Source organism: Pseudomonas sp. GD03862 (genome assembly GCF_029840855.1).
Classification (GTDB): domain Bacteria; phylum Pseudomonadota; class Gammaproteobacteria; order Pseudomonadales; family Pseudomonadaceae; genus Aquipseudomonas; species Aquipseudomonas alloputida.
Map to the genome: position 1 here is coordinate 107209 of NZ_JAOCDI010000009.1, position 25230 is coordinate 132438.

Below are 25230 nucleotides of genomic sequence, written 5' to 3' on the forward strand. Positions count from 1 at the left end.
ACGATGATCGAATACTACCTCGCCGTAGACGGTGCCCTCCTTGAAGCCCCCGAGGAACGAGCCAGCGTCTGGTTGTGTGTCGCGCCGGACGCAACGGAGCAATCCCGGTTGTGCGAGTGCCTGGGGGTCAGTGCCCAGTCGCTGGAGTCCTCCCTGGACCCGGATGAAGTGGCGCGTATCGAGATCAAGCCAGATCATCTGTTCCTGATCTGGAAGCGCCCGGAAAGCTTCGATGGCCGGGTATTCAATGTCTCGTCATTCGGCGTTGTACTCAGCGAAAAGCGCCTGGTGGTGATCTGCGCCGCCAACTCGCTACTCGCCGGGGTAGACCGGCAGGCGGGCATGAGTACCCCACTGGATGTGCTGATGGCGATGCTGGCTGAGAGCGTGCATCACTACCTGGGCCACCTGCGGGTGGTAAAGCAGGTGGCCCGCGAAATCCAGCTGCAGTTCGATCGGTCCATGGACAACCAGCACCTGGTGCAGATGTACAGCCTTAGCGAAAGCCTGGTGTATTACGTCAACGCCATTCAAAGCAATGGCGCCGTGCTAGCCCTGCTGCGCAGCCATGGCCAGAAACACGGCTTCGGGCCCGAGCAACTGGAAGTGCTGAATGACCTGATCATCGAAAACGAGCAAAGCTACCAGCAGGCGAAGATCCATGCCCAGGTCTTTACCAACCTGATCGAGGCCCGCGGCAACCTGGCCAACAACGGCATGAACCACGCGCTGCGCAACCTGACCATGATCAATGTGGTGTTCCTGCCGTTGAACCTGCTTGCCAGCATCGGCGGCATGTCGGAGTTCAGCATGATGACCGCCGGCATGCCCTGGTGGTTGACGTTCCCCACGCTGCTGCTGGCCATGGCGGTACTTGGCGGGGCCATGGCCGTGGCTTTACGGCGTATGGCATGACCCGCCGTGCCAAGAAATAGTGTCAACCTGTACCCATCAACCCGCAGGACGAGACCATGGAAAATTCGGACATCGGATTATTTATGCTGGCGCTGATTGCAATTACGGGCACCCTGATAAGTCTGTTTGAACACCGCGCCGTACGTTCAAAAGAACCCAGCATCAAGCAGCTGGCAACCAAAGTTCAGCGGCGTCCTTGAACTTGGAATGGCGACCCACTCGCAAACTGGCGCCAACGTCCTCGAGAACAGCCATCCACATCGGTCGAGGTAACAGTGCCCCAGGGCGGGTCGCATTGCCTGGCCTGCCTCAGGGACAGGGCGCAACGGCAGATGACACCGGGTCAAGGAAGATCAGTTGCAAGGGCTCCGCCAACAGCTGTTCGGCCTGCTCGGCAAACCGCTGGAAGTGAGCGGTGGTCAGGTGCGCGTCCAGGGCCTGCCGATGGTCGAACGCCTCGCGCATGTAGAACGTCCCAGGCTCGTCGCTGCGTTCGAACAACATGTAGTCGCGGTTGCCGGGCTCCGCCCGAGTCGGTTCGATCAATGCCAGCAAGGCCGCTTTCAGCTTTGGGGCCTGGCCTGGCTTGGCCTTGAGGATGGCGAGGGAAACGAGGGGGTAATCTTGTCGGTTCACATCAAGCTCCTGGTCAGTGGCAAAGAGCAGGCGCGGTACTGCCTGCTTCAATGTGTGCATGAGTTTCACCGGGCGTAGCGCCGGGAATGTGCGCGGCGCGGAGAAACACGGTTCGTTCAAGCATGCTCATGGCAGACCGGATCGACCGGTCCGCCGTTGTCTGTCAAACAGGTTTCAGAAGCCTTCCAGGACGATCTTGCCGCGCGCCTTGCCACTCTCGACCAGCGCATGGGCACGGCGCATGTTGGCGGCATTGATGGCGCCGAAATGCTCGCCCAAGGTGGTACGCAGGATGCCTTGATCGATCAGCCCGGCCACGCGCTCGAGCAGCTCGTGCTGGCGCACCATGTCGTCGGTTTCGTAAAGCGAGCGGGTGAACATCAGCTCCCAGTGCAGCGACAGCGACTTGCGCTTGAGCGGCATGACGTCCAAGGTCTGCGGGTCGTCAATCACGCCCAGGCGACCTTGGGGGCGCAGCACTTCAACCAGTTGCGCAAAGTGCTGATCAGTATGGGTGAGGCTGGCGACATGGCTGACTGACTCGATCCCCAGGGCCTGCAGCTGCCCTTGCAGCGGCGCACTGTGATCGATGACGTGATGGGCGCCCAGTTCGCGTACCCAGTTGCTGGTCTCGGCGCGGGAGGCCGTGCCGATAACCGTCAGGCGGGTCAGTTGCCGGGCCAACTGCACCAGCATCGAACCGACGCCACCGGCAGCGCCAACGATCAGCAGGGCATCGCCCTCCCCGCCGCCCTCCGCGATCCCCAGGCGATCGAACAGCAGTTCCCAGGCGGTGATGGCCGTCAGCGGCAGCGCGGCTGCCTGCGCCGCACCCAGGCTGCGCGGTTGATGCCCGACGATACGTTCGTCAACCAGGTGATATTCACTGTAGCTGCCGGGCCTGGCGATGGAACCGGCGTAGTACACCTGGTCTCCGGGCTTGAACAGGGTCACCTGACGCCCGACTTCGCGGACGATACCGGCCGCGTCCCAGCCGAGTATTTTCGGCTCTCCCGTGAAAGTTCCCGCGCGTACCTTAGTGTCTACGGGGTTGACCGACACGGCTTTGACCTCGACCAGAATGTCCCTGGACCCAGGGCTGGGCTTGGGCATGAAGATGTCCTGGAGAGACGCAGGGTCTTCGATAGGCAAGCCTTTGTGGATGAAACTGATCGCTTTCATAGGCACTCACTGCTGAATGTGGTTTGATTTGGCATCGAGTCTGGCGTCCCAGGCGCCCGGGAAAAACGGGCCCTGTCCGTCAACACTTTCATTGCAGGAGTGATAATGATCCGTCTCGACGACCTGGGTATCTTCGTTCGCAGCGCTGCGCTGGGCAGCTTTACCGCGGCGGCCCACGAGGCCGACCTGCTACCTGGCCAGGCAGCCGAGGCAGTCAAGCGCCTGGAGCGTGAACTGGATGTGCGATTGTTTGCCCGCACCACGCGCAGCTTGCGCCTGACAGCCGAAGGCGAGCGGTACCTGCCCTCGGCCCTTGTCGCCCTGGAAGCCCTCAGGCACGGGCGCGACAACCTGCGTCAGGAAAGCGCCCAGCTCAGCGGAACCTTGCAGGTGGCTGCACCCTCCGATCTGGGCCGCAACGTGCTGTTGCCCTGGCTCACGGCGTTTCGCCGAGAGCATCCACAGTTGAACCTGCGCTTGTTTCTCTCCGACCAGATCGCCGATCTTTTTCGCGATCCGGTAGATATCGCCATCCGCTATGGCCTGAACGCCGAAGCCAACTATATAGCCCTGCCACTAGCACCTTGGAACCGTAAGGTGCTGGTGGCCTCGCCCGAGTACCTGGCGCGGCAAGGCACCGTCCAAGCCCCCGAAGATCTGCTCGAACACCAGTGCCTGCTGTACATGCAGCAGGGGCGGGTCTACGACAAGTGGCAACTGGGAACGCAGACCGTCCAAGTGCGTGGCGCCCTGCTCTGCGACGACGCCGATATCGCCCGGCGCTGGGCCGTGGCCGGCGAAGGGATAACCTACAAGTCCTGGCTGGATGTGAGCGACGATGTGCTGGCGGGAAGACTTGTCGTGCTCATGCAGGATCACCCCGGGCCCGCCATGCCACTGAGCCTGGTGTGCCCGCACCGCAAGCAGCTGTCGCCTGCGGTAAGGCACCTGCACGCCTGGTTGTCCAGCCGCTTCGCCGAACTGGAGCGCGACTGATCAGCGCGAAGCCAGCCACTGTGATCGAAAGCACGCCGGCGCCCCGCTTGCACGCAATCGAATAATTTCAAGAGCTGCTTGACCAGGGAGAACGATCGTTCTACTCTGACTACATGGATAAGCCAATGACCGATACACGCGAAAAAATCCTGGCGACTGCCGAGAAGCTTATTTACGAAAACGGGATTCACGCCACGGGCATGGACCTCTTGGTAAAGACCTCGGGCGTCGCCCGTAAAAGTATTTATCGCTATTTTGCGAATAAAGACGACGTAGCAGCGGCGGCACTCAATGCACGCGATATACGCTGGATGACGTGGTTCAGAAGTGAATGCGAAAAAGCGCAAACGCCAGAGGCACGCATCCTTGGCATTTTTGATGCCCTGAAAAGTTGGTTCGAGTCAGACGGTTTTCGCGGATGTGCTTTTATCAACACCGCCGGAGAGGTGGGTAACGCAGACGATCCTGTTCGACAGATCGCAAAACTGCATAAACAAAAGCTGCTGGACTACACGCTAGAACTGACCAGCGAATTAGGTGTTAACGATCCGACTGGCTTGGCCAAGCAACTTCTCTTGATTATAGAGGGCACGATAACCGTGGCCCACGTCATGGGTGATCACACCGCGCTCGACAGTGCACGAGAAATCGCAAAGGTCTTGCTCAAGGACGTGCAACGCGCAAGCGCTTAAAGTTAAAGAAATACCCACCCAACTGAACCATCCAAAAGATTGGAGGCACCACCATGTCCAACGAACACGCTCGTCCGCCACTTCCTCCTTTCACTCGCGAATCGGCGATTGAAAAGGTCCGACTCGCTGAGGATGGTTGGAATACCCGCGAACCCGAAAAGATTGCCCTGGCCTATACGGTGGACACCCAATGGCGTAACCGTGCCGAGTTTGCAAACAACCGTGAAGAAGCTCGGGACTTCCTCACTCGCAAGTGGAAGAAAGAACTGGACTACCGCTTGATCAAAGAGCTCTGGGCCTTCACCGACAACCGCATCGCCGTCCGTTACGCCTACGAGTGGCACGACGATTCGGGCAACTGGTTCCGCTCCTATGGCAACGAAAACTGGGAGTTTGAAGCCGATGGCTTGATGCACCGCCGTTTCGCCTGCATCAACGACATGCCCATCAAGGAAAGCGAGCGCAAGTTCCACTGGCCACTGGGTCGCCGTCCGGATGATCACCCAGGGCTGACTGAACTGGGCCTGTAAGTCAGGTTAAACCTGATCCTTTTACATAAAGGATCAGGTGTTTTGTGCAACTCACCCCGGGGGCAGACGGCGGGGGCTATACCCAGCTGTTTGACTGGGCACGTCGCTGTGCTTAGGCATACTTCCTGGCCCCATAAACACAGATGACAGCCCCCAGCGTCACGAGCAGCATCGTCCAGCTGACATGCTCGTGCAGAAGCAACGCTGCCAGCCCAAGCCCCATGAACGGCTGAAAGAGTTGCAATTGGCCCACTGCCGCAATCCCCCCCTGGACGAGCCCTCGGTACCAGAACACAAACCCGATCAGCATGCTGAACAGTGAAACGTAGCCAAAGCTGAACCACGCAGGGGCACTTACCCTGGCAAAGTCATCAGGGGCTGGAAGATTGACCACCGTCAGCAGCAGCATGAACGGCAACGCTACCAGCAACGCCCAGCTGATCACCTGCCAACCACCCAATGTCCGCGAGAGGCGCGCTCCTTCGGCATAGCCCAACCCACAGACCACAACCGCAGCCAACATCAGCAGATCGCCCACCGCCGACGCCTCGCCTCCGTTCATCAACGCATAGCCAGCGACCAACCCGGCACCTGTCAACGAGAACAGCCAGAACAATGGCCGAGGTCGTTCACCGCCCCGCAAAACCGCAAATCCTGCGGTACACAATGGCAGGAGCCCGACAAAAACGATGGAGTGAGCAGAGCTTATGTGCTGAAGGGCAAATGCTGTCAGTAGCGGGAAACCGATAACGACGCCGAGCGCTGTTACGGCCAAAGGCGACAAATCCCGCCGTTTAGGTCGAGGCTGGCGTAGCACGATCAGAAAAAGCGCGCCCAGCATGGCGGCAATTGTCGCCCGGGCACAGGTGAGGAACGTCGGTTCGAAGTCGGCCACTGCCACTCGGGTTGCCGGCAACGAACCCGCAAAAATGGCGACGCCTATGAAACCGTTGATCCACCCGGTTGCTGATTTTTCCATCGGTAAGTCCTCGATAAGCCAAGGCTCAGTACATCACCGACAGGCTCACCCAGGCCATGTACAATCCAATACACTTAAACCAAACTGTTATGCATATGACTCCAGCACAGTTGAGGGTGCGATGAAACGGGACGGAACGCGAATTCGAACTGTCATGGGTGAAATCCAGTCGCGGATAGCCTCTCGAACCTACACACCAGGCGCGAGAATTCCCTCGGTGCGTGCGATGGCTCAGACCATGCAGGTGTCGGTTTCTACGGTGCTTGAGGCCTATGAAAGGCTGATGGCAGAGGGTGTACTCAATTCTCGTCCTGGCTCCGGCTTTTACGTAGCCGGGCCAGTGGCGCCCTTGGTGCTCACCGAACTCGGCCCAAGGCTTGATCGTGAAGTGGACCCGCTGTGGATCTCGCGCCAGTCTCTTGACACCGCTAGCGATGCATTGAAACCAGGGTGCGGGTGGCTACCTGCCTCCTGGATGTTCGAAGCCGGCTTGCGCAAAGCGCTTCGCACCGTTGCCCGTTCTGACACGTCGAAACTGACGGAGTACGCCTCACCACTTGGGCATCTGCCGCTCAGGCAATTCTTGTCACGGAAGCTGACAGGCATCGGGATCGAAGCCCCTCTTGAACAGATCATGCTCACTGAGTCCGGCACCCACGCCATCGACCTGATCTGCCGTTTTCTGCTGGAGCCGGGGGACACTGTGCTGGTCGATGACCCCTGCTATTTCAATTTTCATGCACTGCTGAAAGCGCACAGGGTGAACATCGTAGGGGTTCCCTACACCGCGACGGGCCCGGACATCGATGCTTTTGGCGCTGCCCTGCTCGCGCATTCTCCCCGGTTGTACATAACCAATTCAGGCATCCACAACCCGACCGGCGCCACCCTGTCTCCGGTCACGGCACACAGGTTGCTAAAGCTGGCCGACACCTCCAGCCTGGTGATCGTAGAGGACGATATCTTCGGGGATTTCGAGAATGCACCAGCGCCACGGCTGTCTGCCTTCGATGGCCTCTCTCGTGTCATCCAGATAGGTAGCTTTTCAAAGACCATCTCTGCTTCGATTAGATGCGGCTACATCGCGGCTCGCAGTGACTGGATCGAGAGCCTGGTCGATCTCAAGATTGCGACCACATTCGGGGGTGGCCGCCTGGCCGCGGACATCATCCATCTGGCGATTACCGATAGCGGGTACCGGAAACACATGGAAAGTGTTCGCCTCAGGCTGGCCGAGGCTATGGACAGAACGGTAGCGAGGCTTCAAGCCATTGGTATCAAGCCCTGGATAACGCCCCAGTCAGGCATGTACGTCTGGTGCCAACTTCCTCAAGGCAAGGATGCAGCAACACTGGCTCGGGCTTGCTTGAATGAAGGTGTAGTGCTGGCGCCCGGAAATGCGTTCAGCCAGTCGATGGCTGCGGGTGATTTCCTCCGTTTCAATGTCGCCCAATCGGCTGATGCCAAAATTTACGAAGTATTGAAACGGGCGCTGAGCGCTTAGTGGCGAAACTTCCTGTTTAACCACGTCAGCTCATTCCGCCCAACGCCGTATTTCGAGGAGGCGACGCTGTCGCTTCCTCGAAAAAGAACAAGGCGTTTCAGATAGCGCAATGAGGGCGACATCAGCACAAATCAGGACACCCAGGATTCCACTTCTTCTGCCCCGTACTGGGCTTTCCATTCCTTGAGCAGCTTGTGGTTGCCACCCTTGGTCTCGATGACCTCTCCATTATGCGGGTTCTTGTACTGCTTCACTTGCCGAGCACGGCGTGGGGCTTTCTCTGTAGCCGCAGGAGCTGCGGACCGGCGACTGGCCTGAGGATCCAGGATGTTGATGATATCGCGCAGGCTGTAACCGTATTTGCTTAGCAGGTCACGCAGCTTGGTCTCGAACTCGATCTCTTTCTGAAGCTCACCGCTGCTTTTCATGGCTTCCAGTTCGGCCAACTGGGCCGCCAACTTCTGTTCAAGCTGTCTAAACTCTGCCAAACGCGACATGTGCATACTCCTGAATACGTGGATGCTGTTTAGAGAATCCTAACGCAGTTCAAGTTCAAACCAAAATTAAAAATCAGCGGCAAAGATCTACCGTCAGCTCGACGACATTGGGTATATCTCCTTCTAGGCGCTGTATGAAATACCTTGATACTCGGTGAGGCCGCCCTCGAAATGCTCAATTACAACCCGTAAACTCCGCTTCCTCGGCTGTTTTCGCCTTGCCTGAACTTCGTCTCAACGCTGTTCATACAGACACTAGAACTCCACCTTCCCCCGCCCCGCCTTGACAGTGCTCCGCCTGGCTTTTCCTTCGAGGCGGCGGGTCTTCGAGCCGAGGGTCGGCTTAGTGGGGCGGCGTTTCTTTTCGGTCTTGCCTGCGGTGATGATCAACTCGGCAAGACGCGCCAATGCGTCAACACGGTTCTGCTCCTGGGTGCGGTACTGCTGGCCCTTGATGATCAACACGCCGTCGCCGGTGATGCGACTGTCACGCAGCGCCAGCAGCCGCGCCTTGTAAAACTCGGGCAACGATGAGGCCTGGATGTCGAAGCGCAGGTGTACCGCGCTGGACACTTTGTTGACATTCTGCCCACCCGCGCCTTGCGCGCGGATGTATGTGAGTTCGATTTCGGCATCTGGCAGATGCACGTTATTGGAGATAGTCAGCATGATAGGGCCCTTGTCATTGCCCATTATCACAGACTGCGCCGCTCTCCCATAGCACAATGCAGGGTTCTTTGAATCAGTGCGCAAGCCGACCCAAGCGAGCCCTCCACTCGTCAGGGCCGTGCACTTCATGCCAGCCAGCGGTAGAACGCGTGCGCCATCACAGCGTTGCGCTCTGCTTTACCGGCAGTTGTACACGAAACGTTGTTCCCACTCCGACCTGGCTTGATACGGTTATCTCCCCACCGTGTTTCTTTACAATGCCATAGGAAAGGGACAGGCCTAGCCCTGTACCTTGGCCGACGGGCTTGGTGGTGAAAAAAGGATCGAAGATTTTCTTGATGTTCTCCGGTGCTATCCCCGCGCCTGTATCTGCAACTTCGATGCACACCCAGGCGCCTTGATGAGCAGTGCCCAATGTGATGGTGCCCCGCTCGGGGCCCATGGCTTGGGCGGCGTTAAGGACCAGGTTCATTATCACTTGGTTGATCTGCGACGGCAGGCATTCGACAGGGGGTAACGGCTGGTACCGTTTTACCAGGTCGGCTTTATGTTTCAGCTCGCTCGCGACGATGTTAAGCGTGGAGTCAATGCCCTGCTGCAAATCGGCTAGTTGCCACTGCTGAGCGCTGTCAACGCGCGAGAAGTCTTTGAGGTCCTTGACGATATGCGCCACTCGACCGATTCCGTCCTTGGACTCCTTGATGAGGATCGGGATGTCTTCCATGAGGAACTCCAGTTCCGTCTGCTCACGAAGCCTTTGCAAGCGCCCAGTGGTTTCGTTTGCGCCGAGCATCAGTTCGGCCTCGCGATAGGCGTCGAGCATCGCTGCCAGTTGCTGGAAGTACCCTCCCAGAGTGCCCAGGTTGGAGGACACGAAACCGATCGGATTGTTGATCTCGTGCGCCACGCCGGCGGCCATCTGCCCCAACGAGGCGAGTTTCTCCGATTGCACCAGTTGGCTTTCCAGCTGCTTGCGCTCCTCGATCTCCAGCTGCAGCGCCTCGCTGGCCTGGGTCAGTTGCTGGGTACGCCGCTCTACCCGCTGTTCGAGCTGGTGCATTTTCAGCGAGGCTCGTTGGGTCATTTCCCACTTGGTCAGCAGGGTGCTGGCCATTTGCTGGACCTCGATGTTGTCGAACGGTTTTTTCAGGATCAGCAGGCGATCGTGGGCCTGCAGCCGGTCGAGCAACTCATCCCAGGAATAGTCCGAGTAGGCAGTGCAGACGACTACCTGCAACAGCGGGTCCTCTTCCCACAGGTGCTCAATGGTCTGAGCGCCATCCCATCCACCTGGCATTCGCATGTCGACGAAGGCTAACGCGTAGGGCTTGCTGGCCTGCAGCGCACGCTTCAGCAGGCCGAGTCCTTCCTCACCGCCATAGGCTGAATCGAGTTCGAATACCGGTCGTTCATTCTTGACCTGCTCGCCGAACAACAACCCTTCCATTTCGTCCAGCTCAGAGTTCTGCGATCTGGCCGGGGCAAGGATCTTGCGAAAGTCCTCGTGGATAGTCGGCATGTCATCGATCAGCAGGATCCGGCGATTGATCATGTCACTCATGCAGGCTCCGTCACCGCGATCAGCGGGATCCTCAGGGTAAAGACAGCACCCAAACCAGGGCCGTCGCTGTGTGCGGTCAGGTGACCATTCATCTCGAGGGCGGCCAGGGCGCAACTGTGCAAGCCGAAGCCATGCCCGTCCTTGCGCGTGGTGAAGCCATGGGCAAAGATCTTCTGCAGGTTTTCAGGGGCAATGCCTTCGCCTTCGTCCAGCACGCTCATTTCCAGGAAGCCCCCCTCAACGATGCGCGTCCTGAGGATCATCGTCCGCGGGTCGCTGCCGGGGCCGGACATGGCGTACTTGGCGTTGCTGATCAGGTTGATCAGAATCAGCAACAGCCGATGCCGGTCGCCCATCACCAGAGGCAGATCTGCGAAGTCGCGCACTACCCTCACTTGATGCCGGGTCAACGCGCCTGCGTTCATGCGCAGCGCGTCCTCGACCAGGTCGTTGACCGACAGCGGCTCTGGCACATTTTTAGCGCCGGCATAGGATTGCTGGGTGGCCACCACTTCCTTGATGTGGTCGATGCTCTTGTTCATTCGTTCCAGCTCGATCGCCATCTCCTTCTGTTCATCGGCGATCGCCTCGGTCAGCTGGTTGAGGTAGCCGGGAAGCAACCGGCCTCGGGGATCCTCGTCGAGAAACCGACCGATGTCAGTGGCATGCTCGCGAAACAGTTGCATGGCCTTGCCCAAACCCTGTGTTTTGCTGCTGCGCAACGTTCGAGCGATGAGATCAGAGGATGTGTTCACGCTGTTGAGCACGTTGCCCACGTTGTGCAACACATTGGTGGCGATCTCCGCCATACCTGCCTGGCGCGCGGCGTTGAACAGCTCGCTCTGAGCGTTCCGGAGCGCCAGGGTGCGTTCCTCGACCCGCTGTTCCAGGACGTCATTGGCGCTTTGCAATGCGTTGTTGACCCGTCTCACCTCGGCGAAGCTGCGTACCAGCAGCCCAGCCAGGCAAATGACCGAGAACATCAGCAAGCCTGATAGCCATAACGTGTAGAGATGGTTTTTACGGTTGACCTTTTCAACCTGCTGTTGATCCCTGTCCAAAAGGCTGGTGATCGTATCCAGGCGTTCAGCAACCGGGATCGCCTCGATCTGCTCGAGCAGGCGGTTGACGACAGGTTGCTCGCGCAGGATCAACGCCACGTGATTGCTCAACAGATTGAGGGGCGTCTGGAATTCTTTGGGCAGGTTCTCCGTGTTAACAGCCAAGTTGCCTAACCCCACCTCTATCTCGGCAGCCCTTTCCACAGAGGTAACCTGCGCGAACTCCAGGGCACTTAGCAAGAGGTCATAAGTGTCCGTGACGAATACGTGTACCTCCTGCCGATTCGGGACCAGCATGGTGTTGATCTGGGCCTGAATACCGTCCTCGGCGGTGGGTAGAAATGCCAACGAATTTCGCAACAAGGCATTGTGCGACTTGAATTGCTCCACGAGCCGAGCCTTTTCCCCGAACGCAGAAAGAAAACCGTCATGGGCATCGCGCCACTGGTCTGATTCATCGCGCCCTTGCTCGGCTTCCCGGCGGTCGAATCGTGCCCACAGCCGCTTCATCTCCTTGAGAGGGATCACAAGTGGATCGTAGTTATGGGAAACGGCTACCCGGGCCTTGAGCACCTCGTTTTCCCATACAGCATCCTGTTGCTTGAGCTGACGAATGAGATCTCGGGATTCGTTGTAGGTCTGGGTCTGCTCAGACCCGGAATTCAGGTACAAGTACAGCAGCATCGACGCCAGTACAAAGACCAAGCCACTGAATAGAATCAGGCTTGTACGCCGAGAAATCACCCTCATGGCTGACCCGCCTTTTCAGCAGTAAGGGTTTTGAGGAACAGCATGATGAGCCTGCGGTCCTCATCGCTTGGGATTCGTCCAAGCTGATACTGGAACATCACGTCGATCGCACGCTCCAGCGTAGGCGCCGAGCCATCGTGAAAATAGGGAGCGGTCATCGCCACATTGCGCAGGCTCGGCACTTTGAACACACCCCGGTCGGCCTCCTCTGCGGTCACGTTGAAGCGGCCCTGATCCGCCTCGGTGGGGTTGCCGCGGTCAGCGATGTAGTCGCCGAACACGCCAAATTTCTGGAACATGTTGCCCCCAATATTCACCCCTTGGTGGCAGGCGATGCAGCCATAGTCCTTGAAGCGCTGGTAGCCGTATTTTTCCTCCAGGGTAAGCGCCTCGGTATCGCCCTGCAGGTAACGATCGAAGCGTGCGCCGGGGGTAAGAAGCGTCCTTTGGTAATCGGCCAACGCGCTGAGGATGTTGTCCTTTGTCACCGCGTCCGGGTAGGCATCCTTGAACGCCTGGCGGTAACGCACGTCTGCGGCGATGCGCTGCTCGATCACGCGCCAGTCTCCGCCCATCTCGTGAGCGCTGGTGATCACCGCATCCCCCTGCTCCTCGAGTGACTCGACCCGGCCATTCCAGAACTGTCGGAAATTAAGGCTGGCATTGAGTACCGTTGGCGTATTGAGCGTAAGCGGCAGGCCATCTACCCCCATGGAAAACGCCCGGTCATCGGCCCCGTACTTGTCCAGACGGTGACAACTGGCGCAGGACAGTGTGCCGTTGCGCGACAACCGTGGATCGTTGAACAACTGGCGGCCCAGCTCGACACGCCCAGGTGCCAGAGCGGGAATCGGAGGCAGTGGCTTGAGCGGCTCGTCCAGCAGCTCGGCCCCGCTGTCCACACTCAGAACGAGTAGCACCCACAGGCTCAGGCAACGTCGCAAGCGCTGCGGGTGAAGAACGGAACGAAAACGACAGGTTGTCTGCGCGAACATCCGGGAGAATCCTTTTCCCTGGGCTTACGGATATACAGAAGGGTGGTGCCATGCCGTCAGGTTAGATGCCTTCCAGACAATTTGCCTGCCACCCGCCACGTCTTGCTCCGACACCTGTCGCGGAAAAATGATCTAGCCTTTGACCTAAGCACTCGTTGAGCTCGAGTGCTCCATAGATCGACCGCGTGAGGCCTGCCATGGAAGTGCAACCGAACCCGAACCCACCCTATCGGCCGACCGTGTTGCTAGTGGACGACGAGGAGTCGATCCTTAGCAGTCTGCGTCGGCTATTGCGTGGCCAACCCTATGACGTGAAGCTGGCGACCAGCGGCGAACAGGCACTGGCGCAGATGGCCGAGGGCCCGGTAGACCTGGTGATGAGCGATGCGCGCATGCCTGGTATGGACGGCGCCACCTTGTTGGCACAGATCAATCAGCATCACCCATCGACCGTCAGGATCTTGCTGACCGGCTACGCCGACCCGAGCGCAATCATCAAGGCCGTCAATGACGGTCAGATCCACCGTTACATCAGCAAGCCCTGGAACGACGACGAATTGCTACTGACCTTGCGCCAGGCCCTGGAGCACCAGCATTCCGAACGCGAGCGCCAACGCCTGGAGCTGCTGGCACGTCGGCAGAACGCCCAGTTGAGACTGCTCAATAACGACCTGGAGAAACGCGTTGCAGCCCGTACCGCGGAGCTGCAGCAGACCGCTGACATGCTCGATCTGGCCTATGAAGAACTGAAACACAGCTATGTGACCGGGACTGAAGTGTTCTCGATGTTGGCTAATCTGCGGCTGCCTCCAGCCAAGCAGACCAATCGGCAGATCATCGAACTGGTGCGTTGCTACTGTCGGGCCCACGCCTTGGACGAGGCGATCAGCCGCGATCTGGCCATGGCTGCGGCGCTGTACAACATAGGCAAATTGAGTTGGCCGGATAGCATGATCGTTGCCCCTTCGGACCAGTTGATGCACAGCGACCGCGACCGCTATCGCGACTACCCACGCCAAAGTGAAGCGCTGCTGATGACCCTTGAGCCCATGAAAGATGCCGCGCGCCTGATCCTGCATCACCAGGAACACTGGGACGGCAGCGGTTTCCCCGACCGGCTCAAGGGTGAAGCTATCCCGTTCGGCGCTCGCTTGCTCAAGCTGGCCGTGGACTTCGTTGAGCTGCAGCGGGGTTTGATTCTTGAACGGCAGATGAACAGTGACGAGGCCTTGCTCTACCTGCGCAAGTACGCCGGCCGGTTGTATGACCCAGCACTCCTTGAGGATTTCGTCCAGGTTTGCGCCTCGTTCCACAGCGATCTCACCCTGGTGGACCCTGAAGTCCAGGTGTGTACCACCCGTGACCTGGCGCCGGGAATGGTGCTTGCGCGCAACCTGAACGCCGACAACGGCATGTTGCTGCTTAACGCCGGCAAGGTTTTGAGCGCCGCGCTGGTGGAAAAGCTGGTGGCCTTTGAATCGATGGAGGGTGGTAAGTACTGCATTTTCGTTCGGGTCCCCTCGAACGAGCCTATAACGCCTGGAAGATCAGACTTGGCGCCGTGCTGAATGGCGGTGGGGCGTTCATTCAGCCCTGCACCGCCAGGACTGCGCGTACGGCACGCCGTCGCCCCCTCCACACCGGCGATACGCCCAAGCGCTATGCTTGCTCTGGCAGGAGGGCCGCGCATGTGTGGAAGGTTGAGTCAATACCGAGGCATACACGACTTTGTCGAAACCCTGAGCCTGCCAGAGGCCTGGCGGAACAACGTCGGCGACCAGCCACTTGGCCGGTACAACGTCGCGCCGACCACGCCGATGGCACTCTTGCGAGTGGATGAAGCAGGCCCGCGGGCGGACCTGGTGAGATGGGGCTGGCGACCGCATTGGGCGACCGACCGTGCCGCGCCGATCAACGCCAGGGTCGAAAAGGTGGCACACGGTCCCTTCTTCCGGGCGATCTGGCCGCACCGAGGCATAACGCCGATCGACGGCTGGTATGAATGGGTCGATGAAGGCGGACCGAAGAAACAGCCGTACTACATCCGACGCCGGGACGGGCGCCCTTCCCTTTGCGCCAGCATCGGCCAGTTCGCTGGCAGCGAGCATGACGGGTTCGTCATCATTACGGCCGATGCCCGGGGCGGAATGGTAGATGTGCACGACCGCAGGCCAGTGGTTTTGGCCCCAGACCTTGCGCGTGAGTGGATGCAACCCGCGACGCCGGGCGAACAAGCCGAGCAGATGGCGCTCAACCTGGGCGAGCCAGCCGAGGCCTTCGAGTGGTATCGAGTGAGCACAGCCATTGGCAATGTGCGCAACCAAGACGCTGAGCTGATAGAGCCGCTTCAGTGAAGCGGTAGTAGACCACGCCGGCCCAAGTACCGGCAGCGCAACATCATCGACCACTGATGTGCAGGGTTTCGACGCGGGGACCGGGTCGACTTTGGAACCCGCGCAGCACGACGACTGGTAACACCACCGTCCACAACGGCACTTACGCAAGCGGTTACTGTTGAAATGGCTCGACTCGATGAACAGGGAATACCGTTATCAACAGCTGCACAGATTCGCAGGCGGTCGACCTGCCCGTGGTTGCGGTGGGTCCGATCAGACCTCGGCGAACTCACCTGGCAGCACAAGCTCCGCTTTTCTGACTTTCCACGTACTGTTCAGCCATAACCTTCCCTTCGAGAATGGCTTCTGTCGAAGAGGAGAATGGTCGACTCACACGCAGGGTTCGCGCCGTTGCGCCCGGCTTCCCTACCTCGACCAACATCCCCGTGGGAAATTCGACGCTCGACTCCCACAGCACGTAAATCGATGCCTGGTAACCAAGGTAGGAATGCACGTAAAGGTCATGACTGGTGGACTGAAGGCTCATCACTTTCTCCAACTGGGCGCCTCAATGCGCTTTTGATGGAGATACGACTCAAGCGATCTGACGAGCGTTCCGTTTTCCCTGCATCGTTATCCGTGAAGACGCGAGCCTCTGCGCGGGAGTGGTTCAGGCCCTGGTGCCTTGGGCGCAGGAAACGCCTTGGCGACCCAGTCGTGAGCACGCTCGAGCGCCCAGGCCATCGCCGCGGACAGTTTCTGTCCACGGCAGTCAGGGTGTACCTCTTCGAGCAAGAGCACGCCTTTTTTCCCGTAGATACCCAAGAAAAGTTGAGTGGCGTTTTCAAGTGAGAGTCGGGCTTGGATGTTGATTAAAGTGCCGCAGGGAAGGCGCTCATCGTAGTTGCGGGAATGCAACGCAGAATTGGCCCATTCCCAATAGATTTTGCCGCGATTACGCATGGAACGGACCTAGAACTCATATTCTTGACTGGAGAGACAGAATACACAGCTGTTCCAATGAATCCACTGCTTAAGGTGTGTATTACATTTTTTTATCCAGATGAGAGAACACGGTGAGTCAATACGGAGCCGCCGTGCGGGTCGACAGGCTTCACTTTCTTACACACAGATCCAGGTGGGCGCACGTCCGGGCAAAAGCTGAGGGACGACCGCACCGCAGCGCAGGTCCTTCTGATCTGAGGGCAAATCCGTACTCTTTCTGTGTAACCCCTGTCCCCTTCCCCCTCTATTCACTGCCGCGATATGGGGGCCAAGGGGTCAGCTGCGTGCTCGTTTCACGACGCAGGCAGCCATGAGCGCGGCGCCCGGTATCCAGAGCCCAGGATTTGAAGTGCCTAATCCAACGGCAAGAAGCGCAATTCCGACAGCAAACATAAGCGTTATCCCTCGCTAGAAAAATCCATTTCAACAATCGCCCATTAAAGCACAGGCCGGTCGCAAGAGCGGCCAAGGAATCGTCATGCCCGAAACAATTGAGTTGGACCTCGACGCGATCGAGGCGGCGGCGAAGGCTCCGTTGAGCTGAAGCACCATTTTGCGTGTTGAGGCCCCAAGCTTGAGATAGGGTTTCGATACCCTCAAGCCCAGGACACGACAGAGAGCACGAGAAAATCAGCAATCAGGACTATTCGCAGTTCGGATCATTGCATGTGCTCGGATTGCTCATGCGTCGCTGCAAACACTAGTTGCTGGTGGAGAGCCCTCAATCGAGAGCAAGATAACAGCACCCAAGCGATGGGCAAGATTTTCCGGCCATCTTTCGACACAGGAGTGACCATGAAAGAACACCATTACGCTGTCACGGTAAATTGGATAGGTAACACGGGTGAAGGCACTGCCAGTTACACGGCATACCAGAGAGACTTCAACGTGGAGGCTCCAGGCAAGGCACCGATCCTTGGCTCTGCCGACCCCGCCTTTCGCGGGAACCCTGAACGCTGGAACCCTGAAGACATGTTGCTGGCCTCGATCTCGGCCTGCCACAAGCTTTGGTATCTTCATCTGTGCGCAGTCAACAACGTGAACGTCTTGGAATATGTCGACTACCCGGTGGGCCGGATGCTTGAAGGGGATGGCCAGCGCAAGGGCCATTTCAAAGACGCTGAGTTAAGGCCTCAGGTCATTATCAGCAGCCAGTCAAATCTGGATCTTGCAAGACGCCTGCACGACGATGCTCACCACGAATGTTTTATTGCCAACTCAGTCAACTTCCCTATCAGATGCAGTGCTGTTATCAAGCATCAAGACTAGTTGTTTTGAATACAACTGCTTCCGTTGTTTAACAATGGCTTCTAATCGACGCTATCAATAGAAGGGGCGAGGCACTCTTTCACGAGAGGCCGATAAGGGTCGAAAGCTGATAATCACGACCGACCGCGATCAATCCAAAGCGAAAACCTGACCAGACGAAAACCAAGCATCATCGGGTGGTCCTGTTAAACGAGCGCGCATTGAACGCCATCAACCAGGCCCAGCGAATGGCTACCCTTCGTCGCATGGCGTCCAAGTCGGCCCACCCGACTAGCCCCTTCGTGTTCCAACCTAGCAAAGGTGGGCTGTGGATCAACGAGCCAAGTGTTACAATCCGCCCCTTCAAATCGGCGCTGAAGGCGCTGAACATCCGTGAACGCCGTCAGTACGACACCCGCCACACCTACGCCACCCTATGCCTGATGCCTGGGATGAACCCCGCGTTCATCGCGAGCCAGCTTGGCCACAGCGTCGAGATGTTGCTCTCTACCTACGCGAAATGGATCAGCTCCTCCTCGGACTGGAGGGAGCTGGAGAAGCTGCCGCCCCGAGTCGAATTGGCCCAAAATTGGCCCAAGACTGACGACAGGGCCTAAATACACCTCTGGAACCCCCGCAGGACAAGCACTTGATTTCTACCGCTAACATCACCATGCAGTTCGGCTCCAAGCCGCTGTTCGAAAACGTTTCCGTCAAATTCAACAACGGCAACCGCTACGGCCTGATCGGCGCCAACGGTTGCGGCAAGTCGACCTTCATGAAAATCCTCGGCGGTGACCTGGAGCCGTCCGCAGGCCAGGTCATGCTTGAGCCGAACACCCGCCTGGGCAAACTGCGCCAGGACCAGTTCGCCTACGAGGAATTCACCGTGATCGACACGGTGATCATGGGCCACGGCCAGCTGTGGAAAGTCAAAGCCGAGCGTGACCGTATCTACTCGCTGCCGGAAATGACCGAAGAAGACGGCATGGCCGTCGCCGAGCTGGAAACCGAATTCGCCGAAATGGACGGCTACACCGCCGAGTCCCGCGCCGGTGAACTGCTGCTGGGCCTGGGTATTCCGCTGGACCAGCACTTCGGCCCGATGAGCGAAGTGGCACCGGGCTGGAAGCTGCGTGTCCTCCTGGCCCAGGCGCTGTTCTCGGACCCGGACGTGCTGCTGCTCGACGAACCGACCAACCACCTGGACATCAACACCATCCGCTGGCTGGAAACGATCCTCACGGCGCGTAACAGCACCATGATCATCATTTCCCACGACCGGCACTTCCTCAACAGCGTCTGCACCCACATGGCTGACCTGGATTACGGTGAGCTGCGCCTGTTCCCGGGCAACTATGACGAGTACATGACCGCAGCCACCCAGTCGCGTGAGCAGCTGCTGTCGGACAACGCCAAGAAGAAAGCCCAGATCGCCGAGCTGCAGACCTTCGTCAGCCGCTTCTCGGCCAACGCCTCCAAAGCCAAGCAGGCCACTTCTCGTGCCAAGCAGATCGACAAGATCCAGCTGGCCGAGGTCAAGCCGTCCAGCCGCGTCAGCCCGTTCATTCGCTTCGAACAGACGAAAAAACTGCACCGCCAGGCCGTGGTCGTCGAAAAAATGGCCAAAGCCTTCGACGACAAGGTGCTGTTCAAGAACTTCGACATCACCGTCGAAGCGGGCGAGCGCGTTGCGATCATCGGCCCCAACGGTATTGGCAAGACCACCCTGCTGCGCACCCTGGTCGGCGAGATGACCCCGGATGCGGGCTCGGTGAAGTGGACCGACAGCGCCGAAGTGGGCTACTACGCCCAGGACCACGCCCACGACTTCGAAGACGACATGAGCCTGTTCGACTGGATGGGCCAGTGGACCTCTGGTGAGCAGGTTATCCGCGGCACCCTGGGGCGCATGCTGTTCTCCAACGACGAAATCCTCAAGTCGGTGAAGGTGATTTCCGGTGGTGAACAAGGTCGCATGCTGTTCGGCAAGCTGATTTTGCAGAAGCCGAACGTGCTGGTGATGGACGAGCCGACCAACCACCTGGACATGGAATCGATCGAAGCGCTGAACCTGGCGCTGGAAAACTACCCGGGCACCCTGCTGTTCGTCAGCCACGACCGCGAGTTCGTGTCGTCGCTGGCCACGCGCATCATCGAGCTGTCGGCCGATGGTGTGGTGGACTTCAGCGGTACCTACGACGACTACCTGCGTAGCCAGGGTGTGCTGGTCTGATTGATGGGACGGCCTGGCCATCTCGGATGGCCGGGCCTCTTCGCGGGCTTGCCCGCTCTCCCAAGGCCCCACAAGCGTTCAATACCTGTGGGGTCCCTGTGGGAGCGGGCAAGCCCGCGAAGAGTCCATCCCCATCCCACCGACCGGCACGGCCCGACGAATAATTCGTTAGCCTGCTGTCTTTTCCTTCGCGCAACGGCCATGATGGGACCACGCCCAACCGCCCGCCCGCGAAAGAGCCCATGACCGCGCAACAACCTGCCCCCGCCAATAACACGCTGCACATCACCCTGCAGATCCTGTCGATCGTTTTCTATACCTTCATTGCCTTCCTCTGCATCGGCCTGCCGATTGCGGTACTGCCCAGCTATGTGCACGACCAGCTCGGCTTTGGCGCAGTGATCGCCGGTGTAACCATTGGCCTGCAGTACCTGGCCACGCTGCTGAGCCGCCCGTTTGCAGGCAGGGTGGCGGACACCTTGGGAGGGAAACAGGCCATCCGCTTTGGCCTGCTGGGGATTGCCGGTTGCGGGGTGTTGACGTTGCTGTCAGCCTGGACCCTCACCTTGCCGCTGCTGAGCCTGGCACTGCTACTCGGTGGCCGTTTGCTGCTGGGTATCGCCCAGGGGCTGATCGGCGTGGCCACCTTGAGCTGGGGTATCAGCCAGGTCGGCCCCGAACACACTGCCAGGGTCATCTCGTGGAACGGCATCGCCTCCTATGGCGCGATCGCCATCGGTGCGCCAGTTGGCGTGCTGGCCGTGGACGGGCTGAACTTCAGCGTGCTGGGGCCGGCTTTGCTGGTGCTGGCAACCCTTGCCCTGCTGGTGCTTCGCAAGCGCCCCGACGTGGTCGTGGTGCGCGGCGAGCGCCTGCCCTTCTGGTCGGCGTTCGGCCGGGTTGCCCCGTGTGGCCTGGGTTTGACCCTGGCCTCGATCGGCTACGGCACCTTGACCACCTTCGTCACCCTTTATTACCTCGAGCGCGGCTGGGCCGGCGCGGCCTGGTGCCTGAGTGCATTTGGTGTGTGCTTCATCATTTCGCGCCTGCTGTTCGTCAACTCGGTCAACCGCTTTGGTGGCTACAACGTGGCGGTCGCCTGCATGGCCACCGAAGTGCTGGGCCTGAGCCTTCTGTGGCTGGCGCCCTCGCCGCCCTGGGCGCTGGTTGGCGCCGGGCTGACCGGTTTCGGGCTGTCGCTGGTTTACCCGGCATTGGGCGTGGAAGCGATCAAACAAGTCCCCAGCAGCAGCCGCGGCGCAGGGCTGGGTGCCTATGCTGTGTTCTTCGACATGGCCTTGGCCATTGCCGGCCCGGTGATGGGCGCCGTGGCGGTACACCTGGGGTATGCCTCGATCTTCTGCGTGGCTGCCCTGCTCGCCTTGGCCGGGGTCGGCCTAACGTTGTGGCTGGCGCGGCGCGCCCGTCGCAGCTGAACGCTGAGCCGGCGCTGGCGCCCCCAGCGCCTGGCTGAAGAACGCTGCCGTTTCTCGCTGCAGCGAATGATGGATGTGCCGGCGGTCGACGCCGTCGGCGTCCTTGCACAGCGCCGGCATTCGCGCGTACTGCTCGGCATCGCAGTGGGCCATGAACACGAAATGCCCGGCACCGGCCAACAGGCGGTAGTCCGGTGTGACCGGCAGTTTGCGGGCCAGGGCCTCGGCATTACGGTCTACGGCCACAAGCTGATCGCTGTCGCCACTGTAGATCAGTGCGGGTACCTGCACCCCGGCCAGCGCATGGCGCCCGAACAACAGGCTCAGGGGTGCCATCAACATGACCGCCCCCACTCGCGGGTCGGTCTCGGGCGCCAGTTCGCTGCGGTCGGCAATCAGTATGCCGTGGGTCTTGCAGGCGTCTGCGTCATGCGGGCGCTCCAGGCAGTACTGACGCAGACGCTCCAGGTCAGGGCGTGCGCCAGACAGGATCAGCGCGGTTTCTCCGCCGGCCGAGTAGCCGATCACACCCACCTTGCCGTCATTCAGATAAGGCCCGACCACTGCATCATCGCGCGCTGCGGTGATCGCCGCGCTGACTTGCAGCGGCCGCCCATAAAGATTGCTCAGGGTGCCAAGGCGACTGTGGTCGCGCACGTTGTCCCCCGGGTGCACCACCGCCACCACCACGAACCCTTGGCGCGCCAACGACGTTGCCAGGTAATGCAAGGCCAGTGGGCTGCCCGTATTGCCGTGAGACAGCACCAGCAACGGGAATCGGCCCATGGCCACGGGCGCCTCTTCGGCCACGTCGACGGGATACCCGTCTATACGGCTGATACGGGTTTTGCCAACGGCCGGGTAGAACGCCAGGGCTTGCATCGGGCGGCTATCGACCGGGTCGGTCAAGGTCATAAGGTGCAGGCCGGCAACCCACGGCGCGGCCTCGGCGCGGGCCAGCAGGCCGCCGAGCAGGACCAGCGCCAACACGCAGCGTGCAAGGGTCATCGGCCAGCGGTTCCTTGCAAAACGAAGGGATAACCCAGCATAAAACCGGCCGGAGTTGTGCCGGATGAAAACTGGATGAAACCGCCGTCATGCAAGCTGCGCCTGCACCCTGTGCATTTGCGCATTGTGTCGAACCCATGGCATAGATGCAGGTCAACGTTTTCACGTGACCGTTTTCGCGCCTTTGAAGGAGATTCATGCATGAGCAAGCCTGCCTACGTGCCACCCAAAGTCTGGCGCAACGACGCAGCCTCCGGCGGCCAGTTCGCCAGCATCAACCGCCCGGTAGCCGGCCCGACTCACGACAAGGACCTGCCGCTGGGCAAGCACCCGCTGCAGCTGTATTCCCTGGCCACGCCCAATGGCGTCAAGGTCACCATTGCCCTTGAAGAGCTGCTTGCCCTGGGCCACGCCGGTGCCGAATACGATGCCTGGCTGATTCGCATCGGCGAGGGTGATCAGTTTTCCAGCGGCTTCGTCCAGGTCAACCCCAACTCGAAGATCCCTGCCCTGCTCGACCGCAGCGTGGAGCCGCCGGTGCGGGTGTTCGAATCAGGCTCGATCCTGCTGTACCTGGCAGAGAAGTTCGGTGCTTTGCTGCCAAAATCGCCGGCTGCGCGCACCGAATGCCTGAACTGGTTGTTCTGGCAGATGGGTGCGGCGCCTTACCTGGGCGGTGGTTTTGGCCACTTCTACGTGTATGCACCGGAAAAGTTCGAGTACGCCATCAACCGCTTCACCATGGAGGCCAAGCGTCAACTGGACGTACTTGATCGCCGCTTGGCCGAAAGCCGTTATCTGGGCGGCGAGGCATACAGTATCGCTGATATTGCCGTGTGGCCGTGGTATGGCCAGCTGGTGCGCGGCAACCTGTATGACGCCGCGCAGTTCCTGGCGGTTGACGAGTACCCGAACGTACAGCGCTGGGCCGAGGACATCGCCCTGCGCCCTGCTGTGCAGCGCGGTACACGCGTGAACCGTACCTGGGGAGATGAACACAGCCAGGTGCCGGAGCGCCATAGCGCCGCAGACCTGGAAGGTTGACGCAAACCGTGTGGGAGCGGCCCTTTGGTGACTGAAAGGCCGCCCCCACAATGGGCCGGGCAATACCTGTGAATGCCCCCGACAATGCCCCCCTGCATAAAACCATTTGCCCCTGCGCAAACCTGCGTCGGCCAAGCCCTTCTTGTACACTCCTCGCATTAGCCCCCACCTGCACATTTTTTGGTGAACGCATGATCGAGGTAACCGAGGTTTCCATTGCCGAGCTGCGCGACGCGCTCGAGTCGGGCCGCACGACAGCGGTCGAGCTGGTCAAGGCCTACCTGGCGCGCATCGACGCCTACGATGGCGCCGACACAGCCACTGCCCTTAACGCCGTAGTGGTACGCAACCCGGAGGCGCTGAAAGAAGCCGAGGCCTCCGATGCCCGCCGCGCCAAGGGCCAGGTGCTTAGCCCGCTGGACGGCATCCCCTACACCGCCAAGGACAGCTACCTGGTCAAAGGCTTGACTGCCGCCTCCGGCAGCCCTGCCTTCAAGGACCTGGTCGCCCAGCGCGACGCCTTCACCATCGAGCGCCTGCGCGCCGCCGGTGCCGTGTGCCTGGGCAAGACCAACATGCCGCCCATGGCTAACGGTGGCATGCAGCGCGGCGTCTATGGCCGCGCCGAAAGCCCGTACAACGCCGACTACCTGACCGCGCCCTTCGCCTCGGGCTCGTCCAACGGTGCCGGTACCGCCACCGCCGCCAGCTTCAGCGCCTTTGGCCTGGCCGAAGAAACCTGGTCCAGCGGCCGTGGCCCGGCGTCCAACAACGGCCTGTGCGCCTACACCCCGTCGCGCGGGGTGATTTCGGTACGTGGCAACTGGCCGCTGACGCCGACCATGGACGTGGTGGTGCCCTATGCCCGCACCATGGCCGACCTGCTGGAAATCCTCGACGTGGTGGTAGCCGATGACGCCGACAAGCGCGGCGACCTGTGGCGCCTGCAGCCATGGGTGCCGATCCCCGCTGCCTCGACGGTACGTCCGGCTTCGTACCTTGAACTGGCGGTAGATGACAGCGCGCTCAAGGGCAAGCGCTTTGGCGTACCCCGCATGTATATAAATGCCGATCCCGAAGCGGGCACCGCCGAGAAGCCAGGCATCGGCGGGCCGACCGGCCAACGCATCAACACCCGCGCCACGGTGATCGACCTGTGGCAACAAGCACGCCAGGCCCTGGAAGCGGCAGGTGCCGAAGTACTGGAAGTGGACTTCCCGCTGGTGTCCAACTGCGAAGGCGACCGTCCAGGTGCGCCGACCGTGTACAACCGCGGCATCGTCAGCAAGGCATTCCTGCATGACGAACTGTGGGAACTGTCGGGCTGGGCCTTTGACGACTTCCTGCGCGCCAACGATGACCCCAAGCTTAACCGCCTGGCCGATGTCGACGGGCTGAAGATCTTCCCCCACGACCCGGGCACCTTGCCCAACCGTGAAGATGACCTGGCTGCCGGCATGGACGAGTACGTCAACATGGCCAAACGTGGCCTGAAGACCTGGGACCAGATCGAGACCCTGCCCGACGGCCTGCGCGGCCTGGAGCAGACCCGCAAGCTGGACCTGGAAGACTGGATGGACAAGCTGGGCCTGGACGCGGTGCTGTTCCCCACCGTAGCCGACGTTGGCCCGGCCGATGCCGATATCAACCCGGCATCGGCGGACATCGCCTGGAGCAACGGTATCTGGGTAGCCAACGGCAACCTGGCAATCCGTCACCTGGGCGTGCCGACCGTCACCGTGCCGATGGGCGTGATGGCCGATATCGGTATGCCGGTGGGGCTGACCTTTGCCGGGAAGGCCTATAGCGACAACGCGCTGCTGAGTTTTGCTGCCGCCTTTGAGTCGACTGGCTCGCGCCGGATGATTCCGCCGCGCACGCCGGCGCTCGGCTGAGTCTTACAGGGCCCCTAAAAGCAGATCGCGAATTTCAACCATATGTGTAAAAATA

Annotated in this window: 25 protein-coding genes; 14 read left to right on the plus strand and 11 right to left on the minus strand. The window is 60.0% G+C overall.

Annotation, left to right across the window (positions count from 1 at the left end; translation table 11 throughout):
* Positions 1-3: 3 nt before the first annotated feature.
* Both N5D53_RS08840 and N5D53_RS08845 read left to right on the plus strand, forming a co-directional pair.
* Complete coding sequence (locus N5D53_RS08840) at positions 4-915, plus strand: magnesium transporter CorA family protein (RefSeq protein WP_104961815.1); 912 nt, start codon at positions 4-6, stop codon at positions 913-915.
* A gap of 56 nt (positions 916-971) precedes the next feature.
* Positions 972-1115 (plus strand): hypothetical protein, encoded by a 144-nt coding sequence (locus tag N5D53_RS08845; protein ID WP_177429898.1) that lies wholly within the window; start codon positions 972-974, stop codon positions 1113-1115.
* A 109-nt stretch (positions 1116-1224) separates the two neighbouring features.
* Here the strand turns inward: N5D53_RS08845 and N5D53_RS08850 are convergent, their stop codons facing one another.
* A complete protein-coding gene (locus N5D53_RS08850; RefSeq protein WP_104961816.1) occupies positions 1225-1611 on the minus strand; it encodes a putative quinol monooxygenase in 387 nt (128 codons plus the stop codon).
* A 114-nt stretch (positions 1612-1725) separates the two neighbouring features.
* On the minus strand, positions 1726-2733 hold the full coding sequence (locus N5D53_RS08855; RefSeq protein WP_190869309.1) for a zinc-binding alcohol dehydrogenase family protein: 1008 nt from the start codon (positions 2731-2733) through the stop codon (positions 1726-1728).
* Positions 2734-2838: 105 nt separating this feature from the next.
* On the opposite strand from N5D53_RS08855, the gene N5D53_RS08860 reads away from it, so the two are divergent.
* From N5D53_RS08860 to N5D53_RS08870, 3 genes are all read left to right on the plus strand, one after another.
* On the plus strand, positions 2839-3729 hold the full coding sequence (locus tag N5D53_RS08860; RefSeq protein WP_104961818.1) for a LysR family transcriptional regulator: 891 nt from the start codon (positions 2839-2841) through the stop codon (positions 3727-3729).
* 125 nt (positions 3730-3854) lie between these two features.
* On the plus strand, positions 3855-4421 hold the full coding sequence (locus N5D53_RS08865) for a TetR family transcriptional regulator (protein WP_010953851.1): 567 nt from the start codon (positions 3855-3857) through the stop codon (positions 4419-4421).
* A 53-nt stretch (positions 4422-4474) separates the two neighbouring features.
* Positions 4475-4951, plus strand: a complete 477-nt coding sequence (locus tag N5D53_RS08870; RefSeq protein ID WP_020190199.1) for a nuclear transport factor 2 family protein — start codon at positions 4475-4477, stop codon at positions 4949-4951.
* Positions 4952-5063: 112 nt separating this feature from the next.
* Here N5D53_RS08870 and N5D53_RS08875 read toward each other — a convergent pair whose 3' ends face one another.
* Positions 5064-5930, minus strand: a complete 867-nt coding sequence (locus N5D53_RS08875) for a DMT family transporter (RefSeq protein ID WP_010953849.1) — start codon at positions 5928-5930, stop codon at positions 5064-5066.
* 121 nt (positions 5931-6051) lie between these two features.
* Between N5D53_RS08875 and N5D53_RS08880 the strand changes: the two genes are divergently transcribed.
* A complete protein-coding gene (locus N5D53_RS08880; protein ID WP_190869310.1) occupies positions 6052-7434 on the plus strand; it encodes a PLP-dependent aminotransferase family protein in 1383 nt (460 codons plus the stop codon).
* Positions 7435-7565: 131 nt separating this feature from the next.
* Here the strand turns inward: N5D53_RS08880 and N5D53_RS08885 are convergent, their stop codons facing one another.
* The 5 genes from N5D53_RS08885 to N5D53_RS08905 all read right to left on the minus strand — a co-directional run bounded on the left by N5D53_RS08885 (position 7566) and on the right by N5D53_RS08905 (position 12967).
* A complete protein-coding gene (locus N5D53_RS08885) occupies positions 7566-7931 on the minus strand; it encodes a histone-like nucleoid-structuring protein, MvaT/MvaU family (protein WP_014591145.1) in 366 nt (121 codons plus the stop codon).
* A 255-nt stretch (positions 7932-8186) separates the two neighbouring features.
* Positions 8187-8600 carry an alternative ribosome rescue aminoacyl-tRNA hydrolase ArfB gene (gene arfB, locus N5D53_RS08890; RefSeq protein WP_104962882.1) on the minus strand — a complete coding sequence of 138 codons (414 nt, stop codon included), beginning with the start codon at positions 8598-8600 and terminating at the stop codon, positions 8187-8189.
* A gap of 157 nt (positions 8601-8757) precedes the next feature.
* On the minus strand, positions 8758-10161 hold the full coding sequence (locus N5D53_RS08895) for an ATP-binding protein (RefSeq protein ID WP_064490628.1): 1404 nt from the start codon (positions 10159-10161) through the stop codon (positions 8758-8760).
* Positions 10158-11972: a DAHL domain-containing protein gene (locus N5D53_RS08900; RefSeq protein ID WP_190869311.1), complete on the minus strand. Its 1815-nt coding sequence runs from the start codon at positions 11970-11972 to the stop codon at positions 10158-10160. Before N5D53_RS08900 ends, N5D53_RS08895 begins: the two co-directional genes overlap by 4 nt.
* The gene (locus N5D53_RS08905) at positions 11969-12967 is read right to left on the minus strand and encodes a cytochrome c peroxidase (protein ID WP_104961821.1); all 999 of its coding nucleotides are present in this window, start codon (positions 12965-12967) and stop codon (positions 11969-11971) included. Before N5D53_RS08905 ends, N5D53_RS08900 begins: the two co-directional genes overlap by 4 nt.
* A 197-nt stretch (positions 12968-13164) precedes the next feature.
* On the opposite strand from N5D53_RS08905, the gene N5D53_RS08910 reads away from it, so the two are divergent.
* Positions 13165-14535 (plus strand): HD domain-containing phosphohydrolase, encoded by a 1371-nt coding sequence (locus N5D53_RS08910; RefSeq protein ID WP_020189881.1) that lies wholly within the window; start codon positions 13165-13167, stop codon positions 14533-14535.
* 120 nt (positions 14536-14655) lie between these two features.
* Entirely contained in the window at positions 14656-15321 is a 666-nt protein-coding gene (locus tag N5D53_RS08915) for an SOS response-associated peptidase family protein (RefSeq protein WP_190869313.1), read from the plus strand.
* A 271-nt stretch (positions 15322-15592) separates the two neighbouring features.
* Here N5D53_RS08915 and N5D53_RS08920 read toward each other — a convergent pair whose 3' ends face one another.
* Together N5D53_RS08920 and N5D53_RS27660 are read right to left on the minus strand one after the other, a co-directional pair.
* Positions 15593-15850 carry a hypothetical protein gene (locus N5D53_RS08920; protein WP_020189883.1) on the minus strand — a complete coding sequence of 86 codons (258 nt, stop codon included), beginning with the start codon at positions 15848-15850 and terminating at the stop codon, positions 15593-15595.
* Positions 15851-15936: 86 nt separating this feature from the next.
* The gene (locus tag N5D53_RS27660; RefSeq protein WP_019438536.1) at positions 15937-16266 is read right to left on the minus strand and encodes a hypothetical protein; all 330 of its coding nucleotides are present in this window, start codon (positions 16264-16266) and stop codon (positions 15937-15939) included.
* Positions 16267-17103: 837 nt separating this feature from the next.
* Between N5D53_RS27660 and N5D53_RS08925 the strand changes: the two genes are divergently transcribed.
* From N5D53_RS08925 to N5D53_RS08940, 4 genes are all read left to right on the plus strand, one after another.
* A complete protein-coding gene (locus N5D53_RS08925; protein ID WP_017147656.1) occupies positions 17104-17577 on the plus strand; it encodes an OsmC family protein in 474 nt (157 codons plus the stop codon).
* Between the two features lie 176 nt (positions 17578-17753).
* Positions 17754-18173, plus strand: a complete 420-nt coding sequence (locus N5D53_RS08930) for an integrase (protein ID WP_158682565.1) — start codon at positions 17754-17756, stop codon at positions 18171-18173.
* 32 nt (positions 18174-18205) lie between these two features.
* The gene (locus tag N5D53_RS08935) at positions 18206-19792 is read left to right on the plus strand and encodes an ABC-F family ATPase (RefSeq protein WP_003248141.1); all 1587 of its coding nucleotides are present in this window, start codon (positions 18206-18208) and stop codon (positions 19790-19792) included.
* A 242-nt stretch (positions 19793-20034) separates the two neighbouring features.
* Complete coding sequence (locus tag N5D53_RS08940; protein ID WP_266022364.1) at positions 20035-21228, plus strand: MFS transporter; 1194 nt, start codon at positions 20035-20037, stop codon at positions 21226-21228.
* Here N5D53_RS08940 and N5D53_RS08945 read toward each other — a convergent pair.
* On the minus strand, positions 21190-22236 hold the full coding sequence (locus N5D53_RS08945) for a dienelactone hydrolase (protein WP_104887531.1): 1047 nt from the start codon (positions 22234-22236) through the stop codon (positions 21190-21192). The two genes, N5D53_RS08940 and N5D53_RS08945, sit on opposite strands and share 39 nt — an antisense overlap.
* A 201-nt stretch (positions 22237-22437) precedes the next feature.
* Here N5D53_RS08945 and yghU point away from each other — a divergent pair, with 201 nt between their 5' ends.
* Positions 22438-23280, plus strand: a complete 843-nt coding sequence (gene yghU, locus N5D53_RS08950) for a glutathione-dependent disulfide-bond oxidoreductase (protein WP_104887530.1) — start codon at positions 22438-22440, stop codon at positions 23278-23280.
* Between the two features lie 191 nt (positions 23281-23471).
* Positions 23472-25175, plus strand: a complete 1704-nt coding sequence (locus N5D53_RS08955) for an amidase (RefSeq protein ID WP_190869314.1) — start codon at positions 23472-23474, stop codon at positions 25173-25175.
* Positions 25176-25230 lie beyond the last annotated feature (55 nt).

Excerpts from the sequence above, each read along its gene's own strand:
- N5D53_RS08925 (WP_017147656.1), top strand. The coding sequence starts at position 17,104 with ATGAAAGAACACCATTACGCTGTCACGGTAAATTGGATAGGTAACACG.
- N5D53_RS08840 (WP_104961815.1), top strand. The coding sequence starts at position 4 with ATGATCGAATACTACCTCGCCGTAGACGGTGCCCTCCTTGAAGCCCCC.
- arfB (WP_104962882.1), bottom strand. The coding sequence starts at position 8,600 with ATGCTGACTATCTCCAATAACGTGCATCTGCCAGATGCCGAAATCGAA.
- N5D53_RS08910 (WP_020189881.1), top strand. The coding sequence starts at position 13,165 with ATGGAAGTGCAACCGAACCCGAACCCACCCTATCGGCCGACCGTGTTG.
- N5D53_RS08850 (WP_104961816.1), bottom strand. The coding sequence starts at position 1,611 with ATGCACACATTGAAGCAGGCAGTACCGCGCCTGCTCTTTGCCACTGAC.
- N5D53_RS08885 (WP_014591145.1), bottom strand. The coding sequence starts at position 7,931 with ATGTCGCGTTTGGCAGAGTTTAGACAGCTTGAACAGAAGTTGGCGGCC.
- N5D53_RS08920 (WP_020189883.1), bottom strand. The coding sequence starts at position 15,850 with ATGAGCCTTCAGTCCACCAGTCATGACCTTTACGTGCATTCCTACCTT.
- N5D53_RS08955 (WP_190869314.1), top strand. The coding sequence starts at position 23,472 with ATGATCGAGGTAACCGAGGTTTCCATTGCCGAGCTGCGCGACGCGCTC.
- N5D53_RS08845 (WP_177429898.1), top strand. The coding sequence starts at position 972 with ATGGAAAATTCGGACATCGGATTATTTATGCTGGCGCTGATTGCAATT.
- N5D53_RS08860 (WP_104961818.1), top strand. The coding sequence starts at position 2,839 with ATGATCCGTCTCGACGACCTGGGTATCTTCGTTCGCAGCGCTGCGCTG.
- N5D53_RS08880 (WP_190869310.1), top strand. The coding sequence starts at position 6,052 with ATGAAACGGGACGGAACGCGAATTCGAACTGTCATGGGTGAAATCCAG.
- N5D53_RS08905 (WP_104961821.1), bottom strand. The coding sequence starts at position 12,967 with ATGTTCGCGCAGACAACCTGTCGTTTTCGTTCCGTTCTTCACCCGCAG.
- N5D53_RS08855 (WP_190869309.1), bottom strand. The coding sequence starts at position 2,733 with ATGAAAGCGATCAGTTTCATCCACAAAGGCTTGCCTATCGAAGACCCT.
- N5D53_RS08940 (WP_266022364.1), top strand. The coding sequence starts at position 20,035 with ATGACCGCGCAACAACCTGCCCCCGCCAATAACACGCTGCACATCACC.
- N5D53_RS08915 (WP_190869313.1), top strand. The coding sequence starts at position 14,656 with ATGTGTGGAAGGTTGAGTCAATACCGAGGCATACACGACTTTGTCGAA.
- N5D53_RS08945 (WP_104887531.1), bottom strand. The coding sequence starts at position 22,236 with ATGACCCTTGCACGCTGCGTGTTGGCGCTGGTCCTGCTCGGCGGCCTG.
- N5D53_RS27660 (WP_019438536.1), bottom strand. The coding sequence starts at position 16,266 with ATGCGTAATCGCGGCAAAATCTATTGGGAATGGGCCAATTCTGCGTTG.
- yghU (WP_104887530.1), top strand. The coding sequence starts at position 22,438 with ATGAGCAAGCCTGCCTACGTGCCACCCAAAGTCTGGCGCAACGACGCA.
- N5D53_RS08870 (WP_020190199.1), top strand. The coding sequence starts at position 4,475 with ATGTCCAACGAACACGCTCGTCCGCCACTTCCTCCTTTCACTCGCGAA.
- N5D53_RS08895 (WP_064490628.1), bottom strand. The coding sequence starts at position 10,161 with ATGAGTGACATGATCAATCGCCGGATCCTGCTGATCGATGACATGCCG.
- N5D53_RS08875 (WP_010953849.1), bottom strand. The coding sequence starts at position 5,930 with ATGGAAAAATCAGCAACCGGGTGGATCAACGGTTTCATAGGCGTCGCC.
- N5D53_RS08865 (WP_010953851.1), top strand. The coding sequence starts at position 3,855 with ATGACCGATACACGCGAAAAAATCCTGGCGACTGCCGAGAAGCTTATT.
- N5D53_RS08900 (WP_190869311.1), bottom strand. The coding sequence starts at position 11,972 with ATGAGGGTGATTTCTCGGCGTACAAGCCTGATTCTATTCAGTGGCTTG.